This is a genomic window from Thioclava sp. IC9 (genome assembly GCF_002213225.1).
Classification (GTDB): domain Bacteria; phylum Pseudomonadota; class Alphaproteobacteria; order Rhodobacterales; family Rhodobacteraceae; genus Thioclava; species Thioclava nitratireducens.
Genome location: NZ_NBNX01000005.1, coordinates 19856 through 40708 on the forward strand (window position 1 = coordinate 19856; position 20853 = coordinate 40708).

21 protein-coding genes and 1 riboswitch are annotated in these 20853 nt (G+C 66.6%); of the genes, 14 read left to right on the plus strand and 7 right to left on the minus strand.

Features of this window, described 5'->3' with window-relative positions; translation table 11 throughout:
* Position 1: 1 nt before the first annotated feature.
* Positions 2-703, minus strand: coding sequence for a DUF599 domain-containing protein (locus B6V76_RS13690; protein ID WP_088720133.1), 702 nt, complete (start codon positions 701-703; stop codon positions 2-4).
* Between the two features lie 81 nt (positions 704-784).
* On the opposite strand from B6V76_RS13690, the gene B6V76_RS13695 reads away from it, so the two are divergent.
* The 6 genes from B6V76_RS13695 to B6V76_RS13720 all read left to right on the plus strand — a co-directional run bounded on the left by B6V76_RS13695 (position 785) and on the right by B6V76_RS13720 (position 7020).
* Entirely contained in the window at positions 785-2218 is a 1434-nt protein-coding gene (locus B6V76_RS13695; protein WP_075775726.1) for an FAD-linked oxidase C-terminal domain-containing protein, read from the plus strand.
* 74 nt (positions 2219-2292) lie between these two features.
* The gene (locus B6V76_RS13700; RefSeq protein WP_088727713.1) at positions 2293-3372 is read left to right on the plus strand and encodes an FAD-binding protein; all 1080 of its coding nucleotides are present in this window, start codon (positions 2293-2295) and stop codon (positions 3370-3372) included.
* Positions 3372-4649 (plus strand): glycolate oxidase subunit GlcF, encoded by a 1278-nt coding sequence (glcF, locus tag B6V76_RS13705; protein ID WP_088720135.1) that lies wholly within the window; start codon positions 3372-3374, stop codon positions 4647-4649. Before B6V76_RS13700 ends, glcF begins: the two co-directional genes overlap by 1 nt.
* Positions 4650-4718: 69 nt before the next feature.
* Positions 4719-5516 (plus strand): S1 family peptidase, encoded by a 798-nt coding sequence (locus tag B6V76_RS13710; protein ID WP_088727714.1) that lies wholly within the window; start codon positions 4719-4721, stop codon positions 5514-5516.
* Positions 5517-5521: 5 nt separating this feature from the next.
* On the plus strand, positions 5522-6403 hold the full coding sequence (locus B6V76_RS13715; protein WP_240497868.1) for a serine protease: 882 nt from the start codon (positions 5522-5524) through the stop codon (positions 6401-6403).
* A 152-nt stretch (positions 6404-6555) separates the two neighbouring features.
* Positions 6556-7020 (plus strand): Hsp20 family protein, encoded by a 465-nt coding sequence (locus B6V76_RS13720; RefSeq protein ID WP_075775721.1) that lies wholly within the window; start codon positions 6556-6558, stop codon positions 7018-7020.
* Between the two features lie 69 nt (positions 7021-7089).
* Here B6V76_RS13720 and B6V76_RS13725 read toward each other — a convergent pair whose 3' ends face one another.
* Positions 7090-7554: a hypothetical protein gene (locus B6V76_RS13725; RefSeq protein WP_088724837.1), complete on the minus strand. Its 465-nt coding sequence runs from the start codon at positions 7552-7554 to the stop codon at positions 7090-7092.
* Between the two features lie 98 nt (positions 7555-7652).
* A complete protein-coding gene (locus B6V76_RS13730) occupies positions 7653-7994 on the minus strand; it encodes a LysR family transcriptional regulator (protein ID WP_233243161.1) in 342 nt (113 codons plus the stop codon).
* 141 nt (positions 7995-8135) lie between these two features.
* On the opposite strand from B6V76_RS13730, the gene B6V76_RS13735 reads away from it, so the two are divergent.
* From B6V76_RS13735 to B6V76_RS13745, 3 genes are all read left to right on the plus strand, one after another.
* Positions 8136-9326, plus strand: a complete 1191-nt coding sequence (locus B6V76_RS13735; protein WP_075775718.1) for an MFS transporter — start codon at positions 8136-8138, stop codon at positions 9324-9326.
* Positions 9327-9335: 9 nt separating this feature from the next.
* The gene (locus B6V76_RS13740; protein ID WP_088727715.1) at positions 9336-9950 is read left to right on the plus strand and encodes a glycosyltransferase family 29 protein; all 615 of its coding nucleotides are present in this window, start codon (positions 9336-9338) and stop codon (positions 9948-9950) included.
* Between the two features lie 75 nt (positions 9951-10025).
* Positions 10026-11048, plus strand: coding sequence for an aspartate-semialdehyde dehydrogenase (locus B6V76_RS13745; RefSeq protein WP_075775716.1), 1023 nt, complete (start codon positions 10026-10028; stop codon positions 11046-11048).
* 235 nt (positions 11049-11283) lie between these two features.
* On the opposite strand, the gene B6V76_RS13750 is transcribed toward B6V76_RS13745, so the two are convergent.
* From B6V76_RS13750 to B6V76_RS13760, 3 genes are all read right to left on the minus strand, one after another.
* Entirely contained in the window at positions 11284-12114 is an 831-nt protein-coding gene (locus B6V76_RS13750; RefSeq protein WP_088727716.1) for a C40 family peptidase, read from the minus strand.
* Positions 12111-13535 (minus strand): leucyl aminopeptidase family protein, encoded by a 1425-nt coding sequence (locus tag B6V76_RS13755; protein ID WP_240497869.1) that lies wholly within the window; start codon positions 13533-13535, stop codon positions 12111-12113. The genes B6V76_RS13750 and B6V76_RS13755 overlap by 4 nt, the downstream gene beginning before the upstream one ends.
* A gap of 85 nt (positions 13536-13620) precedes the next feature.
* Positions 13621-14001: a hypothetical protein gene (locus tag B6V76_RS13760; RefSeq protein WP_141104925.1), complete on the minus strand. Its 381-nt coding sequence runs from the start codon at positions 13999-14001 to the stop codon at positions 13621-13623.
* 167 nt (positions 14002-14168) lie between these two features.
* On the opposite strand from B6V76_RS13760, the gene B6V76_RS13765 reads away from it, so the two are divergent.
* Together B6V76_RS13765 and B6V76_RS13770 are read left to right on the plus strand one after the other, a co-directional pair.
* Positions 14169-14819 (plus strand): carbonic anhydrase, encoded by a 651-nt coding sequence (locus B6V76_RS13765; protein ID WP_075775714.1) that lies wholly within the window; start codon positions 14169-14171, stop codon positions 14817-14819.
* A gap of 137 nt (positions 14820-14956) precedes the next feature.
* Positions 14957-15649, plus strand: a complete 693-nt coding sequence (locus tag B6V76_RS13770; protein WP_088727718.1) for a hypothetical protein — start codon at positions 14957-14959, stop codon at positions 15647-15649.
* 31 nt (positions 15650-15680) lie between these two features.
* Here the strand turns inward: B6V76_RS13770 and B6V76_RS13775 are convergent, their stop codons facing one another.
* A complete protein-coding gene (locus B6V76_RS13775) occupies positions 15681-17282 on the minus strand; it encodes a DUF4139 domain-containing protein (RefSeq protein ID WP_166504600.1) in 1602 nt (533 codons plus the stop codon).
* Between the two features lie 173 nt (positions 17283-17455).
* Positions 17456-17560: riboswitch (TPP riboswitch) on the plus strand.
* 36 nt (positions 17561-17596) lie between these two features.
* Here B6V76_RS13775 and thiB point away from each other — a divergent pair.
* From thiB to B6V76_RS13790, 3 genes are read left to right on the plus strand one after another with little or no spacing between them, the layout of a single operon-like run.
* On the plus strand, positions 17597-18589 hold the full coding sequence (gene thiB, locus B6V76_RS13780) for a thiamine ABC transporter substrate binding subunit (protein ID WP_088727720.1): 993 nt from the start codon (positions 17597-17599) through the stop codon (positions 18587-18589).
* Positions 18565-20127, plus strand: coding sequence for a thiamine/thiamine pyrophosphate ABC transporter permease ThiP (locus tag B6V76_RS13785; protein WP_088722538.1), 1563 nt, complete (start codon positions 18565-18567; stop codon positions 20125-20127). The genes thiB and B6V76_RS13785 overlap by 25 nt, the downstream gene beginning before the upstream one ends.
* Positions 20111-20806, plus strand: coding sequence for an ATP-binding cassette domain-containing protein (locus B6V76_RS13790; RefSeq protein WP_088727721.1), 696 nt, complete (start codon positions 20111-20113; stop codon positions 20804-20806). The genes B6V76_RS13785 and B6V76_RS13790 overlap by 17 nt, the downstream gene beginning before the upstream one ends.
* The last annotated feature ends 47 nt before the right edge of the window (positions 20807-20853 follow it).

The window sequence follows — 20853 nt, forward strand, 5'->3', positions numbered from 1 at the left end:
CCTAGTCGGGGATGTTCTCCAGCAGCGCCTGGCGCGAGTCCGAGGCGAATTCACGCCGCCAGAGCATCGCCGTGGTGAACAGCGTCGCCGCAATGAGCGCATAAGGCCCGAGCAGCCATGCCAGCGTCGCCAGCGCGAAATAGACGGAACGCAGCCCGCGATTGAAGCTCTTCGCCGCGTTGATGTTCACCTGCGCCGCCTGTTCGGCGCGCGGATAGGCCAGCGGGTCCTCGGGCTCGTTGGGCACCGCCGCCATTGCGATCGCGGCATAGGAAAACAGCCGATGCGACCAGACGAATTTCAGAAACGCATTCGCACCGAAGAGCACTGCCGTCAGGATGCGCGCCTCCCACAGCAGGTCCGGGCCGCGCGCGATGTCGAAATCATCGGCGAGATTCGTCAGGGGCTGCGGGTTCGCGATCAGCGCCAGCCCGGCGCCGATGGCGATCAGCGAAGAAGAGGCGAAGAAGGTCGTCGATTGCCGCAGCCCGTCCACCATGGCCGAATCGAAGATCCGCGGCTGGCGCGTCACCAGCTGGCGCATCCATTCGCGACGGTAATTTTCCATCAGCTTGCCCATCGAAGGGCGGGCGGTGCTCGGATGTTCGGTCGTCCAGCCGATCACGAGCCAGCAGGTGACGAGAAGCGCAAGCGCCGCGAGATCGAGAGGCCCGAGCGGGCCGATATGAAACATCGTCGTCATATCGACAGTTAGCGCGATGCGGCTTCCCTTGTCACCGGGGCTTATTGGTTATATTTTCTGACCAGCCGGGAGGAGTTTGCCATGGAAATGCCCAAGCCGAAGGAGGATCTGCTGGCGCGCAAGCCGCAGATCATCGCCCGCCTGCGCGAGGTTCTGCCCGCGGATGCGGTGATCGACGACCCCAGCGAGACGCGCGCCTATGAATGCGATGCGCTTTCGGCCTATCGCTGCCAGCCGCTGGGCGTGGTGCTGCCGCGCTCGACGGCGGAGGTCGCGGCGGCGCTGAAGGCCTGTCACGAACTGGGCGTGCCGGTGGTGCCGCGCGGCGCGGGCACCTCGCTTGCGGGCGGGTCGATGCCGCAGGCGGATTCGGTGGTGCTGGGCCTCGCGCGGATGAATGCCGTGCTGGAGACCGATTACACCAACCGCTTCATCCGGGTCGAGGCGGGACGGACGAACCTCTCGGTGACCGGGGCGGTGGAAAGCGATGGCTGGTTCTACGCGCCCGATCCGTCCTCGCAGCTCGCCTGCGCGATCTCGGGCAATATCGCGATGAATTCCGGCGGCGCGCATTGCCTGAAATACGGGGTGACGACGAATAACCTCCTCGGCGTGACGCTGGTCACGATGGAGGGCGAGGTGGTCGAGATCGGCGGACCGTATCTGGATGCGGGCGGGCTCGATCTGCTGGGGCTGATCTGCGGCTCGGAGGGGCAATTGGGCGTCGTGACCGAAGCCACGCTCAAGATCCTGCCGAAACCCGAAGGCGCACGCCCCGTGCTGATCGGATTTAACTCGAACGAGGTCGCGGGCGCCTGCGTCGCCGATATCATCAAGGCGGGCATCCTGCCCGTCGCGATCGAGTTCATGGACCGCCCCTGCATCCGCGCGACCGAGGCCTTCTGCCATGCGGGCTATCCCGATTGCGAGGCGCTGCTGATCGTCGAATGCGAGGGCTCGGAAGCCGAGATCGACGAGCAGATCGGCATGATCCGCCAGATCGCGACCCGTCACGAGCCGGTCGAGTTCCGCGAGGCGCAATCGGCCGACGAGGCCGCGCGGATCTGGCTGGGCCGGAAGTCGGCCTTCGGCGCGATGGGGCAGATCAACGATTATATGTGCCTCGACGGGACGATCCCGGTCTCGGAACTGCCCTTCGTGCTGCGCCGGATCGGCGAGTTGTCGAAGGATTTCGGGCTCGACGTCGCAAACGTCTTCCACGCGGGCGACGGCAATATGCACCCGCTGATCCTGTATAACGCCAACGAGCCGGGCCAGCAGGAGCAATGCGAAAAGCTGGGCGCGGAGATCCTGAAGCTCTGCGTCGAGGCGGGCGGCTGCCTGACCGGCGAGCATGGCGTGGGCATCGAGAAGCGCGACCTGATGGATGTGCAGTTCGAACCCGCCGACCTGGAAGCGCAGATGCGGGTGAAGGACGTGTTCGACCCGAAATGGCTTTTGAACCCGGCGAAGGTGTTCCCGCTCGGCGCGAGCGCGAGCCGCCGTGCGAGCTGAAAAGGGAGAGGGGCGCTGCCCCGCTCGCTGACGCGAGCCCCCGGGATATTTTTGCCAAGAGGAAGGCAGATTTCATGAGAGTTGAAAGCGAGGCGCAGCTGGCCGAGGCCGTGCGGGATGCGGGTGGCGCGCTGGCGGTGCGTGGAGGCGGCACGCGGCCGGTTGGACGTTGTCTGGGCGAGCCGCTGGAAGTCGGGATTTCGGGCATCACGCTCTATGAGCCGGGCGCGCTGACGCTGGTCGTCGGCGCCGGAACGCCCCTCGCCGAGGTGGAGGCCGCGATTGCCGCCGAGGGTCAACGTCTGCCCTTCGAACCAGCGAATTGGGGCCCGGTCCTGGGCGTGCGCGGTCAGAGCACCGTAGGCGGTGTCGTGGCGGCGAACGTCTCGGGGCCGCGCCGGGTGCAGGCCGGGGCCTGTCGCGACAGTCTGATCGGCACGCGTTTCGTCGACGGGCGCGGGCAGATCGTGAAAAACGGTGGCCGGGTGATGAAGAACGTCACCGGCTACGATCTGGTGAAGCTGATGGCGGGAAGCTGGGGCACGCTCGGCGTGATGAGCGAGGTGGCTTTCAAGCTGTTGCCCGCCGCGCCGTCTCAGGCGACGGTGGTGATCGATCTTCCGGCAGGGGCCGCGCAAGTTGCGCTGGCGGCGGCGCTTGGTTCGCCCTTCGACGTGTCCGGTGCGGGCTGGTTGCCCGGCACCGGCGCGGTGGTCCGGGTCGAAGGTCTCGCCGAATCCGTCGCCTACCGGGCGGAACAGTTGCGCAGACTGATGGAGCCGTTCGGCCCGGTTCGGGTCGAGGAAGAGGGCTCGGCCGCGATCTGGCAAAGCCTGCGCGATCTGGAGCCGTTTATCGGCAAGGACGGCGATCTGTGGCGGCTCTCGGTGAAGCCTTCGGAGGCGTCTGACATCGTGGCAAAGCTCGGCGGCGAGGTGCTGCTCGACTGGGGCGGCGGGCTGATCTGGGCGCTTCTGCCCGAAGGCAGCGATGGCCGTGCGCTGGCCTCGCCCTATACCGGCCATGCGACCTGCATGCGCGGCGTGGCGGGCGTGACCTTCGAGCCCGAACCCGCGCCGATCGCCACGCTCACCACCGCGCTGCGGGCGCAATTCGACCCCAAAGGTATTCTGAACCCCGGAAGGATGGGCTGATGCAGACGAATTTTTCGCCCGAACAGCTGAAAGATCCCGGCGTCGCGCGCTCCAACGAGATCCTGCGCGCCTGCGTCCATTGCGGGTTCTGCACTGCGACCTGCCCCTCCTATCAGGTGTTGGGCGACGAGTTGGACAGTCCGCGCGGGCGCATCTACCTGATCAAGGACATGCTGGAGAATGACCGGCCCGCGGATGAGAAGACGGTCAAGCATCTCGATCGTTGCCTGAGCTGCCTGGCCTGCATGACGACTTGCCCCTCGGGCGTGCATTACATGCATCTGATCGACCATGCGCGTGCCCATGTGGAGAAGACCTACAAGCGCCCGATGATGGACCGGCTGCTGCGCTGGACGCTGGCGAAGATCGTGCCCTATCCGGGCCGCTTCCGTCTTGCGATGGGCGGCGCGAAGTTGGCGAAGCCCTTCGCGGGGCTGCTGCCCGACAAGCGCCTGCGCGCGATGGTGGGCATGGCGCCGAAAACCATCCCGCCGGTCAGCCGCAATGACGACGCGCAGGTCTTCGCCCCGATGGGCGAGAAGAAATACCGCGTGGCGCTGCAGATCGGCTGCGCGCAGCGGGCGCTCAACACCGATATCAACGATGCGACGATCCGGCTGCTGCGGCGGTTGGGCTGCGAGGTGGTGATACCGAAGAACCTTGGCTGCTGTGGGGCGCTGTCGCATCACATGGGCCGCGAGAAAGAGAGCCATGCGCAGGCCGCGCACAATATCCGTGCCTATCTGAGCGAGGGCGATCTGGATGCGGTGATCATCAATACGTCGGGCTGCGGCACTACGGTGAAGGATTACGGGCATATCTTCCGCAACGATCCGATCGCCGAGGATGCGGCGAAGGTGGCTGGGCTCGCCTGCGACATCTCGGAATTCCTCGTGAAGATCGGTCTGCCCGAGGGCAAGGGCGGGATGCGAGTCGCCTATCACGCGGCCTGTTCGCTCCAGCACGGTCAGCAGATCAAATCCGCGCCGAAGGATCTTCTGAAACGCGCTGGCTTCGAGGTGGTCGAGCCTGCCGATAGCCATCTGTGCTGCGGCTCGGCGGGCACCTACAACCTGCTGCAGCCGGAGATTTCCGACGAGCTTAAGAAGCGCAAGGTGGCGACGCTCGAGGCGAAGCAGCCGGAGGTGATCGCGGCGGGCAATATCGGTTGCATGGTGCAGATCGGCGGCGGCACGGAGGTGCCCGTTGTCCACACTGTCGAACTTTTGGATTGGGCCACGGGCGGGCCGAAGCCACCCGCGCTTGCGCAAGCGTGATCCGCGCCACAATCTGGCCGCATCGGGGCGCTAAGCAGGACGAAACGCCCCGCAATCTTCGGAGCCCCGATGCGCCTTCTTGCTCTCGCTCTTGCCTGTCTGACCGCCGTTCCTGTGCTTGCGCGGGCCGAGACGATCACCCATGCGACGCCCTTGCGCGCGCTGGAAACCGGCGACGATACGCGCGGCTGGCAGGCGGTCGGGCGGCTCGATCTGGGTCATGGCAGCTTTTGCACCGGCACGCTGATCGCGCCTGATCTGGTGCTGACGGCGGGGCATTGCCTCTATGACAAGCGCAGCGGTGCGCTGATAGACGCGCGGGAGATCGAGTTCCTCGCGGGTTGGCGCAACGGCCGCGCCGAAGCCTATCGCAAAGTGTCGCGCGCGGTGCTGCATCCCTCCTATCACTATGGCGGGCCGGTCGGCGTGAAGCGTTCGGAATTCGATCTGGCGCTGATCAAGCTCGCCCAACCGATCCGCCTGCCACAGCTTCAGCCCTTCGAAGTGTCGCGCAGCGCGCCCTATCGTGGCGAGAAAGTCGGCGTGCTCTCCTATGCGCAGGGCCGCTCGGAGGCACCGTCGCTGCAACGAAACTGCTCGGTGCTGGAGCGCGCAGGCGCGACGGTCGTGATGAGTTGCTCGGCCGATTTCGGGGCCTCGGGCTCGCCGGTCTTCAGCTTCGCCAACGGCCGCCCCGAGATCGTCTCGGTGGTCTCCGCCAAGGCCGAGATGGGCACGCGCCCGGTCTCGATCGGGGCGCTGGCCAATGGGGTCGCCGATCTGCGGCAGGCCATCGAGAGCCGCGACAACGTCGCCACTACCCGCGAAATTCGCGCGGGCGGGGCCAAGTTCATCAAGGCGAACTGAGCGCGATGGGCGTGAAGCGGGTCATCTTCGGCGTGATCGCTCTGGCACTGCTTGGCGGCATGGGCGAGGCGCAGGAGGCGCGCAACTCCGCGCTCGATCGCCTGTCGCAACGCGCGGATCTCTTCGGCTGGGAGGCGGTGGGTAAGGTCACCATCGGGGCCGAGGGCTATTGCACCGGCGTGCTGATCGCACCCGATCTGGTGCTGACCGCTGGCCATTGCATCTACGACCGACGCGCGCAGGGGCCGCGCGATCCCGCGACGTTGGGTTTTGCAGCCGCGCAAACCGACGGGGCGGAGGTGGCCGCGCGCCCGGTCGTCGCGATGGTCGCCGATCCGGACTATAACCCGTTCGTGCCGCTCTCGATCGACACCGTGCGCCACGACGTCGCGGTTTTACAGCTCTCCGCGCCGATCCCGACGTCGATCGCCGCGCCTTTTCGCGTCGGCGACGTGCCCGCCGCAGGGGCGGAAGTGTCGGTGGTTTCTTATGCGCAGGGCCGGGCCGATGCGCTGTCGTGGCAAAAGGCCTGCCGCGTGTTCGGGCGGGCCAAGGGGCTGATCGGCTTCGATTGCGATGTCGATCACGGCTCCTCGGGTGCGCCCGTCTTCGACCGCTCGGGGCTTGCTGCTGGCGGACGGGCGCAGATCGTGTCGCTGGTTTCCTCGGGCTCGCGCAGGAATGGCGTCTCGCGCGCCTATGGGATGGAATTGCCCGCGATCGTCGCGCAGTTGAAATCCGCGCTGCGCAGCGGGCGCGGCGTGATCCGCGCCGCCTCCCCCAGCGTCTCCGCCGCGCCGCAGATCCGTCGCACGGAGCCCGGGCAGGGCCAGCCGCGTATACTGTCTGGCGGGCGCACAACCGGCGCGAAATTCCTGCGTCCCTAAGGGCTTGGCCCGAAGCGGCGCCCCTCTTGAAACGTCGCGAGAGATTTCCCAAATTTATGAGTGCCGGAATGCCTGATGAGGGTTCCGGCGCCTAACTGCCCGGCCCCGCAAGGGGCGGGTTTCATAACCATCGCTCAAGAGAGGATGATGATATGCGAAGCTTTGATCTTTCGCCCCTTTACCGCGCCACCGTGGGCTTCGACCGCGTGGCTGATCTGATGGACCGTGCGCTGACCAGCGATCTCGCGCAGCCGACCTATCCGCCCTACAATATCGAGAAGACCGACGAGAATGCCTATCGCATCTCGATCGCCGTCGCGGGCTTCGGTTCGGATGAGCTGAGTGTCGAACTCAGAGAGGGCGCGCTGATCGTGACCGGTCGCAAGGCCGAGGACGATTCCGGTCGCACCTATCTGCATCGTGGCATCGCGACCCGTGCCTTCGAGCGCCGCTTCGCGCTGGCCGATCATGTCAAGGTCACCGGAGCCACCCATGAGGATGGGATGCTCCACCTCGATCTCGTCCGTGAAGTGCCCGAGGCGCTGAAACCGCGCCGGATCGAGATTGCGGGCCCGACCAAGTCCGAGGCCAAGCAGGTCGAGACGGTCGACGCCTGAGGCATCTGCCATCGTTGAAAAATGACGGGCGCGGGGGGAAACTCCCGCGCTTTTTGCTGTCCGGGATCGTCAGGGTGGAGTGAGGTCCTCGCCACCGCGCCTGAACACCATCACATGGTCGCCGCTGCCGGTGAAAGTAACGGTCGAACCATCAACCTGCGCCTGCTTCATGTCGAAAAACAGCTGCGCGAGGCCCGCATCGGCCTTGAACTCCGGCGTCTCCTGCTCGCAGGCGAACGTGGGCGAGGCCGAGGTCGGTCGGATGCCCAATGCGGGGTAGGGGGCGAACATCACCCCGGTCACGCAAAGGCAATGCCCGCAGACGGCGAAGCGCGAATTCTCCCCGATATAAAAGCGGATCGCGCGGGTGGGTGCCTTGCCGTCCACCGTCGCGAGGTCATAGGCGCGCCGGGTCTCCACCTTGGCGGCAAGCGTCTGGGCGTCCGAGACACCGCCCGGCATACAGGCCGCGAGCGCGGCTGCGAGACCAAGGGCGGTAACGCGCGCGGCGGTCTTCGTCGAAAAATCGCTCATGGTTCTGGTCCGTGACTGGGCCGTTTCCGGCAGCTCTCAGCAGGATGCGCGGACTGAAGACCCATCCGCATTGATCCGGCGCAAGGCCCGCCGCGGCCTCAATCAGCGACCATTGCGCCGATCAGCGCGATCTCCTCGGCGCCAGCGTCGCGGGCTTTCTGTTCCAACCGGCGGTAGGCTGCGAGGACCGCTTCGCCCTCGGGGGTGAGCGAGGCGCCACCGCCCTTCGCGCCGCCGCGCGAGCGATCCACCAGCGGTTCCTTGAATCCGGCGTTCATCTCTTCGACGAGCGACCAAGCGCGTTTGTAGCTCATCTTCATCGCGCGGCCCGCCGCCGAGATCGAGCCGTGTTCGGCGATCTCTTCGAGCAGCCGGACCTTGCCGGGGCCCAGCATCGCCTTGTCGAAATAGAGGCGCATCATCAGGCGGGTCAGTTCCATTCTGGCATCTCTCGGGCTCGTCACGTCGTGCGGCGTTTATCCTGAGCCTGTGCCCGGGCCAAGACAAGAGGACGAATGGGCCGGGTGCGCTCTTGCCATTGCCCGCGCCTTGGGCGAGCGTGCGCGCGAAGGAGCCCCCGCATGTATATCTCGATCGCCTCGCTTGTGGGCGCCTATCTTCTGAGCCAGTTCTACCGCACCTGCTTGGCCGTTCTGACGCCCGTTCTGGGCAAGGAGATCGGCGTGACGCCGGGCGATCTCGCCGTGTCGCTGGGGCTTTGGTACGGGGCGTTTGCGCTGATCCAGATCCCGATCGGCGAGGCGCTGGACCGGATCGGGCCGCGCCGCACCGTGGGCGTGCTGATGGCGCTTGGCGGGGGTGGGGGCGCCGCCGTCTTCGCGATGGCGCAGGGACCGATGGGCATTCACATCGCGATGATCCTGATCGGGGCGGGCTGTGCGCCTGTGCTGGTGGGCAGCTATTTCATCTTCGCACGCAGTTTCAAGCCGGCGCTGTTCGGCACGCTCGCGGCCTCGATGATCGGGGCTGGCAGCCTTGGCAATCTCGCGGGCGCGGCCCCGCTGGCGGCCTCCATCGAGGCCTTCGGCTGGCGTCCGACGCTTTGGGCGCTCTCGGCGCTGACGCTGCTGGTGGCGGCGCTGATCCTGTGGCTCGCGCGCGATCCCGAGCGGGTGGAGCAGCCTGCAGGCCGCCGGGGTACCGCGCTCGATGTGCTGCGTCTGCCGGGCTTCTGGGTGCTGCTGCCGCTGACGGTCGCGAATTACACCGCCGCTGCCGGGATTCGTGGCGTCTGGGCGGGCTCCTATCTGGCCGATGTCTTCGGTGCGGATGCGAATCTGATCGGCCGGGTGACGCTGGTGATGGGCCTCGCGATGATCGCGGGCAATTTCGCCTATGGTCCGGCGGACAAGATTTTCGGCAGCCACAAGCGCGTCGCGCTTTACGGTAATGCGGTGCTGGCCGTGGCCTTGGCGATGCTCTTCGTGTTGCCGGGACAGTCGCTGTGGCTGGCGACGGTTCTGCTGGCCGCGATCGGCTTCTTCGGCGCGTCCTTCCCGGTGATCATGGCGCATGGCCGCACCTTCTATCCGCCGCATCTGACGGGGCGGGGGGTGACGCTGCACAACATGTTCTCGATCATGGGCGTGGCTGGGATGCAATTCGCCTCGCGGCCCGTTTTCGATGCGGTATCGGTGGGGCACACTCCCGCCGTGGCCTATGGGCTGCTGTTCGCGTTCTTCCTTGCACCGCTGGTGATCGGGCTGGCGTTCTACGTTTTCGCCCGCGACAGCGGCGATGGCTTGAGCTAAACCCATCGCATGACCCGGCTCGGATTTCTGATCAGTCGAACGTTGCGGCGCGAGGCCCCGCTGGCCGCGCTCTCCGTCTCGCAAAAGGCGTTGCTGGACGACCTTGCCGGCAAAACCGTCGCGCTTGTCGGCAATGCCCGCGCGCTGGCCGAGGGACAGGCGGGGGCGGAGATCGACGCGCATGACGTGGTGATCCGGATCAACCGCGCCCCGATGCCGTCGGCGCAGAGCCACGGCAAGCGCACCGACTGGCTGGCGCTCGCGACCTCGCTGCCCGAAGCCGAGCGCGCCCGCATCGCGCCGTCACGCATCCTTTGGATGAGCCACAAGCGCAAGCGGCTGGACTGGAAAACGGCGACCAGCCCCGGTTTCTACCTGCATCCTCTCAACGATTTCGAGGGGCTGAAGGCCAAGCTCGGCGCGCAGCCCACGACCGGAGCGATGCTGATCGACATGCTCGCGCGCTCTGATCTGGCGCGGCTCGATCTATACGGGTTCGATTTCTTCGCCTCGCTATCTCTGTCGGGGCGGCGCTCGGCCGACAAGGTGCCCCATGATTTCGTCGCGGAAGCGGAGATGGTCGGCGGGCTTCTTGCCTCCGATCCGCGCATCATTCGGAACTGACTGCGCGTCGAGCCCCTTTCATTTCCTGACGTAAAGCGGTAGTAAGCCGCGTTCTATTGGAGCAAGGAGGTCCTCATGGGCTATAAAGTCGTCGTTGCGGGCGCCACGGGTAACGTGGGCCGCGAAATGCTGAACATCCTGGCCGAGCGTCAGTTCCCGGTCGATGAACTGGTGCCGCTCGCGTCGCGCCGGAGCCTCGGCACAGAGGTCAGCTTTGGCGATCAGACCCTGAAGACCAAAGACATCGAAGGGTTCGACTTCACGGGTTATGACATCGCGCTCTTCGCGATCGGCTCGGACGCCACGAAGAAATACGCGCCGATCGCCGCCAAGCAGGGCTGCATCGTGATCGATAACTCGTCGCTCTACCGCTACGACCCGGACGTGCCGCTGGTCGTGCCGGAGGTGAACCCGGAAGCCGTCGACGGTTACGCGAAGAAAAACATCATCGCGAACCCGAACTGCTCGACCGCGCAGATGGTCGTGGCGCTCAAGCCGCTGCATGACCGCGCCAAGATCAAGCGCGTCGTGGTCTCGACCTATCAGTCGGTGTCGGGCTCGGGCAAAGAGGCGATCGACGAGCTTTGGGACCAGACCAAAGGCATGTATGTGCCGGGTCAGGAAGTGGAGCCGAAGGTCTACCCCAAGCAGATCGCGTTCAACGTGATCCCGCATATCGACGTGTTCCTCGATGACGGGTCCACCAAGGAAGAGTGGAAGATGGTCGCCGAGACGAAGAAGATCGTCGATCCTGCGATCAAGCTGACCGCGACCTGCGTGCGCGTGCCGGTCTTCGTAGGCCACTCGGAGGCGATCAACATCGAGTTCGAGGAGTTCCTCGACGAGGACGAAGCACGTGACATCCTGCGTGAGGCGCCCGGCATCATGGTCGTCGACAAGCGCGAAGATGGCGGCTACATCACCCCCGTCGAATGCGTCGGCGATTTCGCCACCTTCATCTCGCGCATCCGTCAGGACTCGACCATCGAGAACGGCCTGAACATCTGGTGCGTGTCGGACAACCTGCGCAAGGGCGCGGCGCTTAACGCGGTGCAGATCGCCGAGACGCTGGGCAAGCGCGTGCTCAAGAAGGGCTGAGCGTTCGGCCTTATTTGAATTGGGAAACGCCCGGTCGGAGGATCGGGCGTTTTTCGTTTGGGGCAAAGCGATGAGGGACGCGCCCGAGCATCGGGCGGGCGCTTTGCTCCGCCTGTGGCTGAGCGCTTTATCTCGCAAGCCCGAACGTCGCTTGTGCCCGCGAGGCCATCGCCAATGCGCCCTCCCGGGGGAGGGTCGGGCGCGGCCCGGGCTGGTCGCCCCGCGCTACAAAGCCTTACCGCGCGACCCGCTTAACCCCGAGATACGGCCCTTCGCCCGCTGCCGCGATACGTGCCTTGGCGGCCTCGATGCTCTCATAGGCCACGCTCATCGTTTGGCCGTTGGCATGGATCATCGTCTCGCCATCGCAGGCGAGCGCGACATGGCCTTTCCAGAACAGCAGGTCACCACGTCGCAGGGGCGCACCTTCGGGCACGGTCTCGCCCATCTCCGCCCATTGAAGATCGCTGTCGCCCGGCACGGATTGCCCGCACAGCGCGAAGCCGATCTGCACCAGCCCCGAACAGTCGATCCCCGCACGGCTGTTGCCGCCCCAGAGATAGGGCGTGCCCAGCAGTCGCTCGGCCACTGCGACGGGATCGTCCCCGGGCCGATCGAGCGCGCGCAGATGCTGCAGCGGAACGAAGCCCTCGGCGGTCACCGCGAACATGCCGGTTTCCACCGTCACCGCCAGCCGCGCGCCCATCGAGAGCTGCATCACTTCGCCGCGCTTGATCGCCGCCTCGCGATAGACATGCGTGGCGGGCGCGGTGACGACATGCGTGGCGGGCTCGGGCGTGGCGAAGGCGTCAGAGGCGATCCAACCGCAATAGCCGTCCCACGCCGCCTGCACGAAGGCGAACCCGTCGCGCTGATCGATCACCGTCACCTCGGCTCCGAAAAGAAGCTGTCGGTCGCGCAGGCTGCCGGGCTCGGGGCAGAGATCGGTCACGGGTACGATGATCCGCGCGGGCATCCCGTGGGTGAAACCCTCGGCCTCGACCTGTCCTCGCAGCGCCTCCAGCGCGAAAGCACCTGAAAAGGGCAGGCGGCGACGGTCGGTCATTTCAGCACCTCGGGCAGAGCCGCGAAGATCGCCCGCGCGCCTTGACCGACGCCGCCTTTCGGCCGGGCGGGGGCGGCTGCGGGCTGCCAGCCGTAGATGTCGAAATGGGCGAAGCGCTCGGTCTCGGTCACGAAGCGGCGCAGGAAGAGTGCCGCGGTGATCGAGCCCGCCATGCCGCCCGAGGGCGCGTTATCCAGATCGGCGATGCCGGGTTCGATCTTCGCCTCGTAGGGCGCCCAGAACGGCATCCGCCAGAGCGGATCGGCCACCGCCCCCGAGGCCTTCGCCAAAGCCTGCGCGACGCCCTCATCATCGGTGTAGAACGGGTGAATGTCCGGCCCAAGTGCGACCCGCGCAGCCCCCGTCAACGTTGCCATGCAGACCATCAGGTCGGGTGGGGTTTCATCGGCATAGGCCAGCGCATCGGCCAGCACCAGCCGTCCCTCGGCATCGGTATTGTTGATCTCGACGGTCAGCCCCTTGCGGCTGGTCAGGATGTCGCCGGGGCGGAAACTGTCGCCGCCGACCGAGTTCTCGACCGCCGGGACCAGCACCCGCAGGCGCATCTTCGCGCCGGTCGCCATGATCATATGCGCGAGCCCCAGTACGGTGGCCGAGCCGCCCATATCCTTCTTCATCAGCCCCATCGAGGCGCCGGGCTTCAGGTTCAGCCCCCCGGTGTCGAAACAGACGCCTTTGCCGACCAGCGTCAACGTCGGACCTGCGCTGCCCCAACTCAGCTCGATCAGCCGCGGCGTGCGCGGCGAGGCGCGACCGACGGCGTGGATCATAGGGAAGTTCTGCGTCAGAAGGTCGTCGCCCTTCACGACCTTGACCTCAGCGCCGTGGCGGTCGGCCAGCAGGCGCGCCGCGCCCTCCAGTTCCTCCGGTCCCATGTCGGAGGCGGGGGTGTTGATCAGGTCACGAGTAAAAGCCTCGCCCTCGGCGACGGCCTCGATCTGCGCAGCATCCACCCCGTCCGGGCAAACCAGCCGCGCTTTCGGCGCTGCGGCTTCGGCGTAGCGGTCGAACCGATAACCTGCGAGCAGCCAGCCGAGCGCCGTCTCTGCCTTCAAAGATTCCGGCAAATCGCCCTCGATCCGCCACGCGCCTTCGGGAAGGGTCGACGCCGCGCGCGCCAGCGAGAACCGCTCTCTTGCCCGTGCCGCCGCGGTCCCGAGGCCCAGCAGCGCCGCCTCCGCGCCGTCCGCCCCCGGCAGAAGTGCGACCTGGCCGGCCTTCGCCTTGAACCCCGTTGCCTCGACGAAGGCGCGCTGCGCGGGCGGCAGATCGGCCAGAGCCTGCTCCATATCCTCGGGCGCGACGGCGATCAGGGCGCGGGCAGGCGCGTCGGCTTCGGCGAAGCGCATTGCCGGGCGCGGGGCGAGAAAGGAAAAATCTGCGGGTGCGTCTGCGCTCATGGGGGCGGCTCCTTGGCTCTGGTGGTTTCTTCGCCCCAGAGCCTAGCGCCGCGGCGCCTGCCCGCAAGGCCCGATTGCGCGCACTTCAGGAGGACAGGCCGCCGATGTCCCAGACCTCGGTAAGAGATCGTTCCGCGATCCGGCCCAGCCGCGCCATTACCGCCGCCTGCGCCACCGCATCGCCGGTCGCGATACACTCGGACAGGTCGCGCGCGGTGCGCACCATCGACACCAGACCCACATGTTCCGAGAGGTCGATCACCTTGACGATTGCGCACCGCATCTTGGCGCGTTGGCGCCATTTCGCGGCTTCTTCCAAGGCGGCGAGTTGCACGGCGAAATCCTCGACCGTGGCGCAGATGACCCGCTCCGTATCGACCTGTCCCAGCTCCACGTAGAGCACCGATAGCCGCGTCGTATCCAGCGACATCCGTTCCTTGCAACGCAAACGAGACACCTGTGTCACCACGACACTCCCCTTTGATTTCGCCATCACCCGGGCGGCAATATGGCCGACAGGTCTCAAGATTTCATTGAGCGACGCGGAGAAACCTCTCGTAACCCGGCCTGCATCGCGGTATTTGACGCTGCGATAAGACGCGAGACACCAGACCCAAAAACACCGGGGGACCGATGAGAGAGCATGTGAAGCCGCTGCCGAGCTACCTTGTGAACCGTTACCAGGGATGGCACGCGACTGCGTATGACGAGAACCGCGCCTGGTATCGCCGTCTCGCCTCCGAAGGGCAGCGTCCGCGCTCGATGATCATCGCCTGCTGCGACAGTCGCGTGCATGTCACCTCGATGTTCGGTGCCGATCAGGGTGAGTTCTTCATCCACCGCAATATCGCGAACCTCGTGCCGGAATTCACGCCCGATGGCGATCACCATGGCACGTCGGCGGCGGTCGAATATGCCGTGACCAGCCTGAAGGTCGCGCATCTGATCGTGTTGGGCCACAGCAATTGCGGCGGCATCGCGGGCTGCCACGCGATGTGTTCGGGGCATGCGCCGGAACTGGAGGAGAAAAGCTCTTTCGTCGGCACCTGGCTGAACCTTTTGCGTCCGGGCTACGAGCGCGTCACCGACCTGCCCGAGGATCAGCAGGTGCTGGCGCTCGAGCGTGAGGCCGTGAAAGTCAGCCTCGAGAACCTGATGACTTTCCCCTTCGTGCGCGAGGCGCTCGACGCCGATCGGATGACGCTGCACGGGCTGCGCCACGACATCGGCGAGGGTACGCTCGAGCAATACGTCTCCGGCTCGGATCGGTTCGAGAAGCTCTGAGGCTTTGCAAATTCGTTGACCCCCTTCGCGAGGCCGATTGCTCCGCCTTGGGGAAAACCAATTGGCATTCACGGGCTGTTAAGCTTGATGCGCGAGGCTGCGGGTACCCCGCCCACGCCAACGAGCTTTGACCCGACATGTCACCTGCATCCCGACCGCATTGCCAGCATCGTCTCGTCTCCCTGCGGCTGCCGCTCGATATGATCGATCGCATTGCGGCGGAGGCGCGCGCGTTCGGCCTGCCTCCGGCAGAGCTGATCCGGCGCGTCCTGCAGGAGGGGCTGGCGGAGGAGCCAACCTCCGCCCCCTCCACCACGAAAGAGCCGCTGCCGGAAATGGCGGCGGTGCAAGCGGCGCTGGATCAGGCGCGCGATTGGTTCGATCTGCAACATCGGCTGCGGGATGCGGGCTTCGTGCTGCGGCTTGCGGGCGGGGGCGCGCTGGGTCTGCATGCCTGGCCGACGAACCGCTTCCTGTTGCTGCTCGACGAGATCGGCCCGAGCCTGACGGAGTTGGTGCTGCGCTTCGCCGCGCCGTTTCCGGGGGACGATGGCGGCCGCACCAAGATCGTCGGCGCGAGGTCTGGGCAGGGCGCGGCGGAAACGGTGACGGCACAGGCCGCCGCCGCCGAGTATGCCGCGGCGCAGGCGGCGGGGGCGCAAGCCGTGCCGGAGGAGAAGGCGTCCAAGGCGACCGAAAAGACCGGCAGTGCAGAGACACATCCCCCCGAGGCGGCGAAGGCCGAACCGCCCGCGCGCGGGTTCCTGCGCCTGTCGCCAGCGTTGCTCGCGAAACTGCGGGCTGCGGCGAACCCGCGAAACGCAGCCTGATCGCGCGCGGAGGCCTTTGCGTTACGCTGACCTAGCGCAGCACCTTGTCGGTGGGCCAACTCAGCGTGGTCTCGGTGCGGATCGTCTTGGTCTCGTCCGCGCCCAGATCGAAGCGCCATGCGAGCACGCCGCGGCGATGGTCGTAATCGGTCTCGCTCGCGGGCGGGGTCGCCTTGGTGGTGATTTTCAGGTCTTCCTGTTCGGAATAGGGTACCCGGTCGATCACCCGCATCGGCCAGCCTTTGTCCGTCAGGTTCTTCACCTCGATCTCGACGACTTCGCGGCGCTCATTGGATTTCGAGATGAAGCCGCTGTCGCCCTCCATCGTGTCGGGCATCCGGCGGTCCACGCGAATGCCCTCGATCGGCCCGAAGCCCAGCGTCAGGTCATCCCCTGCGGCCACCATCGGCAGATGCGACTGGCCGACCAGCGCGCCATCGGCATAGAGGTTCGCGGGGCCGGGCAACAGGATCTCGCCGGTCTCGTTCTTGCCCTCGGCCACGCGATAGGCCTGCGGATCGGTCAGCGGGGCGGCTTCGGCGAAGACCTCCATCGGGAGGGTCTTGGAATCGAGGCTCAGGCGGAGATCGTCGACCCCGTCGCGCAGATCGACCGCGCTCGGGTAATGGTAGGTCACCGTTTCGCCCTGCATCTGAAGATCGGCGCGGTCGCTGATCGCTGCTTCCGCCATCGGCGCGGCGGCGCCACCCGATGCCGCGAGGGAGCGCTTCATCGGCACCGGTGCGGGCGGCGCATCCGGGTCGCCGATGTGCGCGAGGCGCGGATAGACTTCGCCCGGCTCTGCGCGCCCGCCGGGGCGAGCGGTCGAGAGCGTCAGGTCGACGTTACGCCAGTCCTCGCCGGTGGCCTGATGGACCGAGACGAAGCGCTCCATATCCACCGCGCCCTTGTCTCGGTCGAGCCGCAGATCATAGGAGGGCTGCCACCCGGCATTGTTAACGTAAGAGGTGATCGTCAGCGTGCCCGAGCCCTGCACCTTCGCGCTGAGCATCTCTCGATCTTTCGCCGGGTTCAGCAGCGCATCGAGCGCCGCTCGCGCCTGCTTCACCGCCTCTTTCGCGGGGTCGAGCGCGGCTTCCGCGCGGCGCGCTTCCGCTTCGGCGGCGATTGCGCGTTCGGTGGCCGAGAGAATCTGATCCTCCACCATCTGCGCCAGCGCGCGCAGCTGTTCGGGCGCGGTGACCTGCGAGTCGGTGTTCTTGAGATATGTGATCTGGTCGCGCGCGGCCTGCGCCTTGGCGCGGATCACGGCCACCGCGTCTTCCTTTTCCGCAAGGGCTTCCTTTGCAGAGGCCAGCCGGTCACGCGCAGCCTTCACCGCCGCGCTTTCGGTTCCGCTGGTCGCCGGCGCGCGCCCTGAGATCAGGCTCACCGCGCCGATCTGCACACCGTCACCCGACACCCGCAGCGTCGAGATGTCGGTGCCTTCGGGAAACCCCGGAACCAGCAGGTCATGGCTGCCCTCGGGCGCCTTCACCTCCACCTGCCGCACCACCTGCGCGCCCTGCGGAAAGAGCGTCACGGCCGTGATCTTGCCCGGTGCCTCGATCGTGTCGGCCAAGGCGGGCAGGGCGGTCGCGGCCATAAGGGCCGCCGTCAGGGTGATGCGCATCGGTTCCTCCCACATCCGTTCCGGATCGAGCCTGCGTCGGCCTGCGCGCAGTTGCAAGCCATTGAAATCCGGCGCGGGTCGTCACTGGCGGGAACTCGCCAGAGCGTTCGTGCTAGGCGTCGGGGGGCTACGACTGCTTGCCCTTGCGTCCGAAGCCCCGCGCGCATAGGTTGCGCCCTACCTCGGGGTGCCGGATGATCCGGCTGAGATGCGATCCACGCGAACCCGTTGAACCTGAACCGGTTAAGACCGGCGGAGGGAAGGTAGCCGGATAGTCCGGCCCCACTCCGCCCGGCAAGCCCAAGGAGTGAGGCATGAAAACCCACCTGATGCTTGCGGGAGCCCTGAGTCTGATCGCCACGATGGCGGCGGCCGAGGACAAGCCCGTGCTCACCGTCTATGCGCCTGATTATTTCACGAGCGAATGGGGCCCCGGTCCCGCGATCGAGAAGGGGTTCGAGGCGACCTGCGATTGCGATCTGAAATTCGTGGCGGGCGATGTGCTGCCGCGCATCCTGCTCGAAGGCGACAAGACCTCCGCCGATGTCGCGATCGGTCTGAACACCGACGTGACCGCGAAGGCGCGCGCCACGGGCCTGTTCGCCCCGCATAACGAGGACACGTCCGACCTGACCATGCCGGTCAAATGGGACGATCCGATCTTCCTGCCTTTCGACTGGTCTGAACTGGCCTTCGTCTATGACAAGACCAAGCTGAAGAACCCGCCCACGAGCTTCCAGGATTTGCTGGATGCGCCCGACGACGCCTACAAGATCGTCATCGAAGATCCGCGCAGTTCGGTCGCGGGTCTGTCGCTGCTCTTGTGGGTGAAGGACATCTATGGCGACAAGGCCGAAGAGGCGTGGACGAAGATCGCGCCCAAGGTACTGACCGTGACGCCGGGCTGGTCGGAGGCCTACGGGATGTTCACCGACGGCGAGGCGGATATGGTGCTCAGCTACGTCACCTCGCCCGCCTATCACATCATGGCCGAGGAGGACGACAGCAAGGCTGCGGCGATCTTCCCCGAGGGGCATTACTTCACCCCCGAACTGGTCGCGCAGCTCAAGACCTCGAAACATCCCGAGCTGGCGCAGAAATTCATGGATTACGTGCTGAGCCCCGATTTCCAAGGCATGATCGCGACGGCGAACTGGTCCTTCCCGGCGAAACTGCCCCACGATCAGCTGCCTGAGGTGTTCCAGAAACTCCCGATGCCCGACAAGACGCTCTACCTGGGTGAGGCCGAGGCCGAGAAATTGCGCGGTCCGGCGCTGGACGAATGGCAACGCGCCTTCTCCAGATAAGAGGCACGCCCATCTGGGCGGTGCTGGCGGGTGCGGCTTTGGCCGCGCTTGTCCTTGGCACTTTGGCGGCAGTCGCGCTCCGGGCAGGCGGGCTGACCGGCTTGCGCGAAACCGATCTCGCCGCGATCCGCTTCACGCTCTGGCAGGCGGCGGCCTCGGCGCTGATCTCCTGCGCGCTGGCGGTGCCGGTCGCCCGTGCGCTGCATCGCCGCCGCTTCGCCGGGCGCGGACTGCTGATTTCGCTCCTGGGGGCTCCCTTCATCCTGCCGGTGATCGTCGCGGTCTTCGGGCTGATCGCGGTCTTCGGGCGGCGCGGGCTGGTCAATGCGGCCCTCGCCCCGCTCGGCATCGATCCGATTTCGATCTACGGCGCGCAGGGCGTCATCGTGGCCCATGTTTTCTTCAACCTGCCGCTTGCGACCCGGATGATCCTGCACGGCTGGGAGGCGATCCCGGCCGAGCGGTTTCGCCTTGCCGCGACCCTCGGCTTCGGCCCTGCGGAGGTCACGCGTCACCTTGAACGTCCGATGCTGCGCAGCGTGTTGCCCGGGGCGTTCCTCGCGATCTTCCTCGTCTGCCTGACGTCCTTCGCGGTGGCCCTGACCCTTGGCGGCGGGCCGCGCGCGACCACGGTGGAGCTGGCGATCTATCAGGCCTTCCGCTTCGATTTCGACATGGGCCGCGCGGCGAGCCTTGCGCTGGTGCAGGTCGCGATCTCGGTCGCGGCGCTGCTGATCGCGGCGCGCGCCACCCTGCCGTCGAGTTTCGGCGCGGGGCATGACCGCCGCGCCGCGCCGATCCCGCAGCTGTCCGGCGGGATAGGGCGTGCGCTCTTCGACGCGCTCGCGATCGGGCTCGCAAGCGCCTTCCTGCTGCTTCCCATCGGCACCGTTTTCGCCCGGGGCATCCCGGCGGTGGCCAACCTGCCCGAGATGGTCTGGCCCGCGACGCTGACCTCTTTGGTGATCGCGCTGCTCTCCACGGTTGTGACGCTCGCCATCGCCCTGCCGCTCGCACTGGTGGCGACCCGGCAGCGCTGGGCGGAGATCGCGGCGATGCTGCCGATGACAGCGTCGAGCCTCGTGATGGGCACCGGCGCCTTCCTGATCGCGCGGCCCTTCGTGAACCCGACGAGCCTCGCGCTGCCAATGGTGCTGCTGACCAACGCCGCGCTATCGGTGCCTTTTGCGACCCGCATCCTGATGCCCGAGATCCGCACGCTGCAGGCCGATTACGACCGGCTCGCCGCCTCGCTCGGGCTGCGCGGCATTGCCCGGCTTCGTCTGCTGACGGTTCCGCGCCTTGCCCGGCCGCTGGGGTTCTCGGCGGGGCTGGCCGCGGCCTTCTCGATGGGCGATCTGGGCGTCATCACGCTGTTCTCGGATGGCCAGACCCGCACCCTTCCGCTGGCGCTTTTCCAGCTCATGGGCTCTTATCGCATGGATCAGGCGGCGGGCGCTGCGAGCCTGCTGCTGATCCTCACTTTCGCGCTCTTCTGGGCGCTCGACCGCGCGGGGCATTATGCTGACCCTCGATAAGCTTCTGATCGAACAGGGCGATTTCCGCCTCGAAGCCGATTTCACGATCCTGGCCGGCGCGCGGGTCGCGCTGATCGGGCCCTCGGGGGCGGGCAAGTCGACGCTGCTCTCGGTACTTGCGGGGTTTCTTGGGCCGACCCGGGGGCGGGTGCTCTGGTGCGGCGAGGACATCACCGCGGCGCCGCCCGGCGAGCGTCCGCTCTCGATCCTGTTTCAGGATCAGAACCTCTTCCCGCATCTGCGGCTGGAGACCAACCTCGCGCTCGGCTTGAACCCGAAAGGCAAGATCGACGCCACCGATCGCGCCCGGATCGAGTCGGCGCTGGCCCGCGTCGGGCTCGAAGGGATGGAGAAACGCAAACCCGGCGCGCTGTCGGGTGGGCAACAAAGCCGCGCGGGCCTGGCGCGGACGTTGCTCCGCGGTCGCCCGATCCTGCTGCTGGATGAGCCTTTCGCAGCCCTTGGCCCGGCGCTGAAATCCGAGATGCTGGCTCTGGTGACCGGGATCGCCCGCGAACAGGGCACGACGGTCCTGATGGTCAGCCACGATCCCGAGGATGCGCGTGCGCTCTGCCCGCAGACGGTTCTGGTGGCCGAGGGCCGCGCCCATGCGCCGCAAGCGACCGGGCCGCTTCTCGACGATCCGCCGCCCGTGCTACGGGACTATCTAGGAGAGTAGGGGCTCTGCCCCTCTTCGCTGGCGCGAATTCACCCGGGGATATTTGA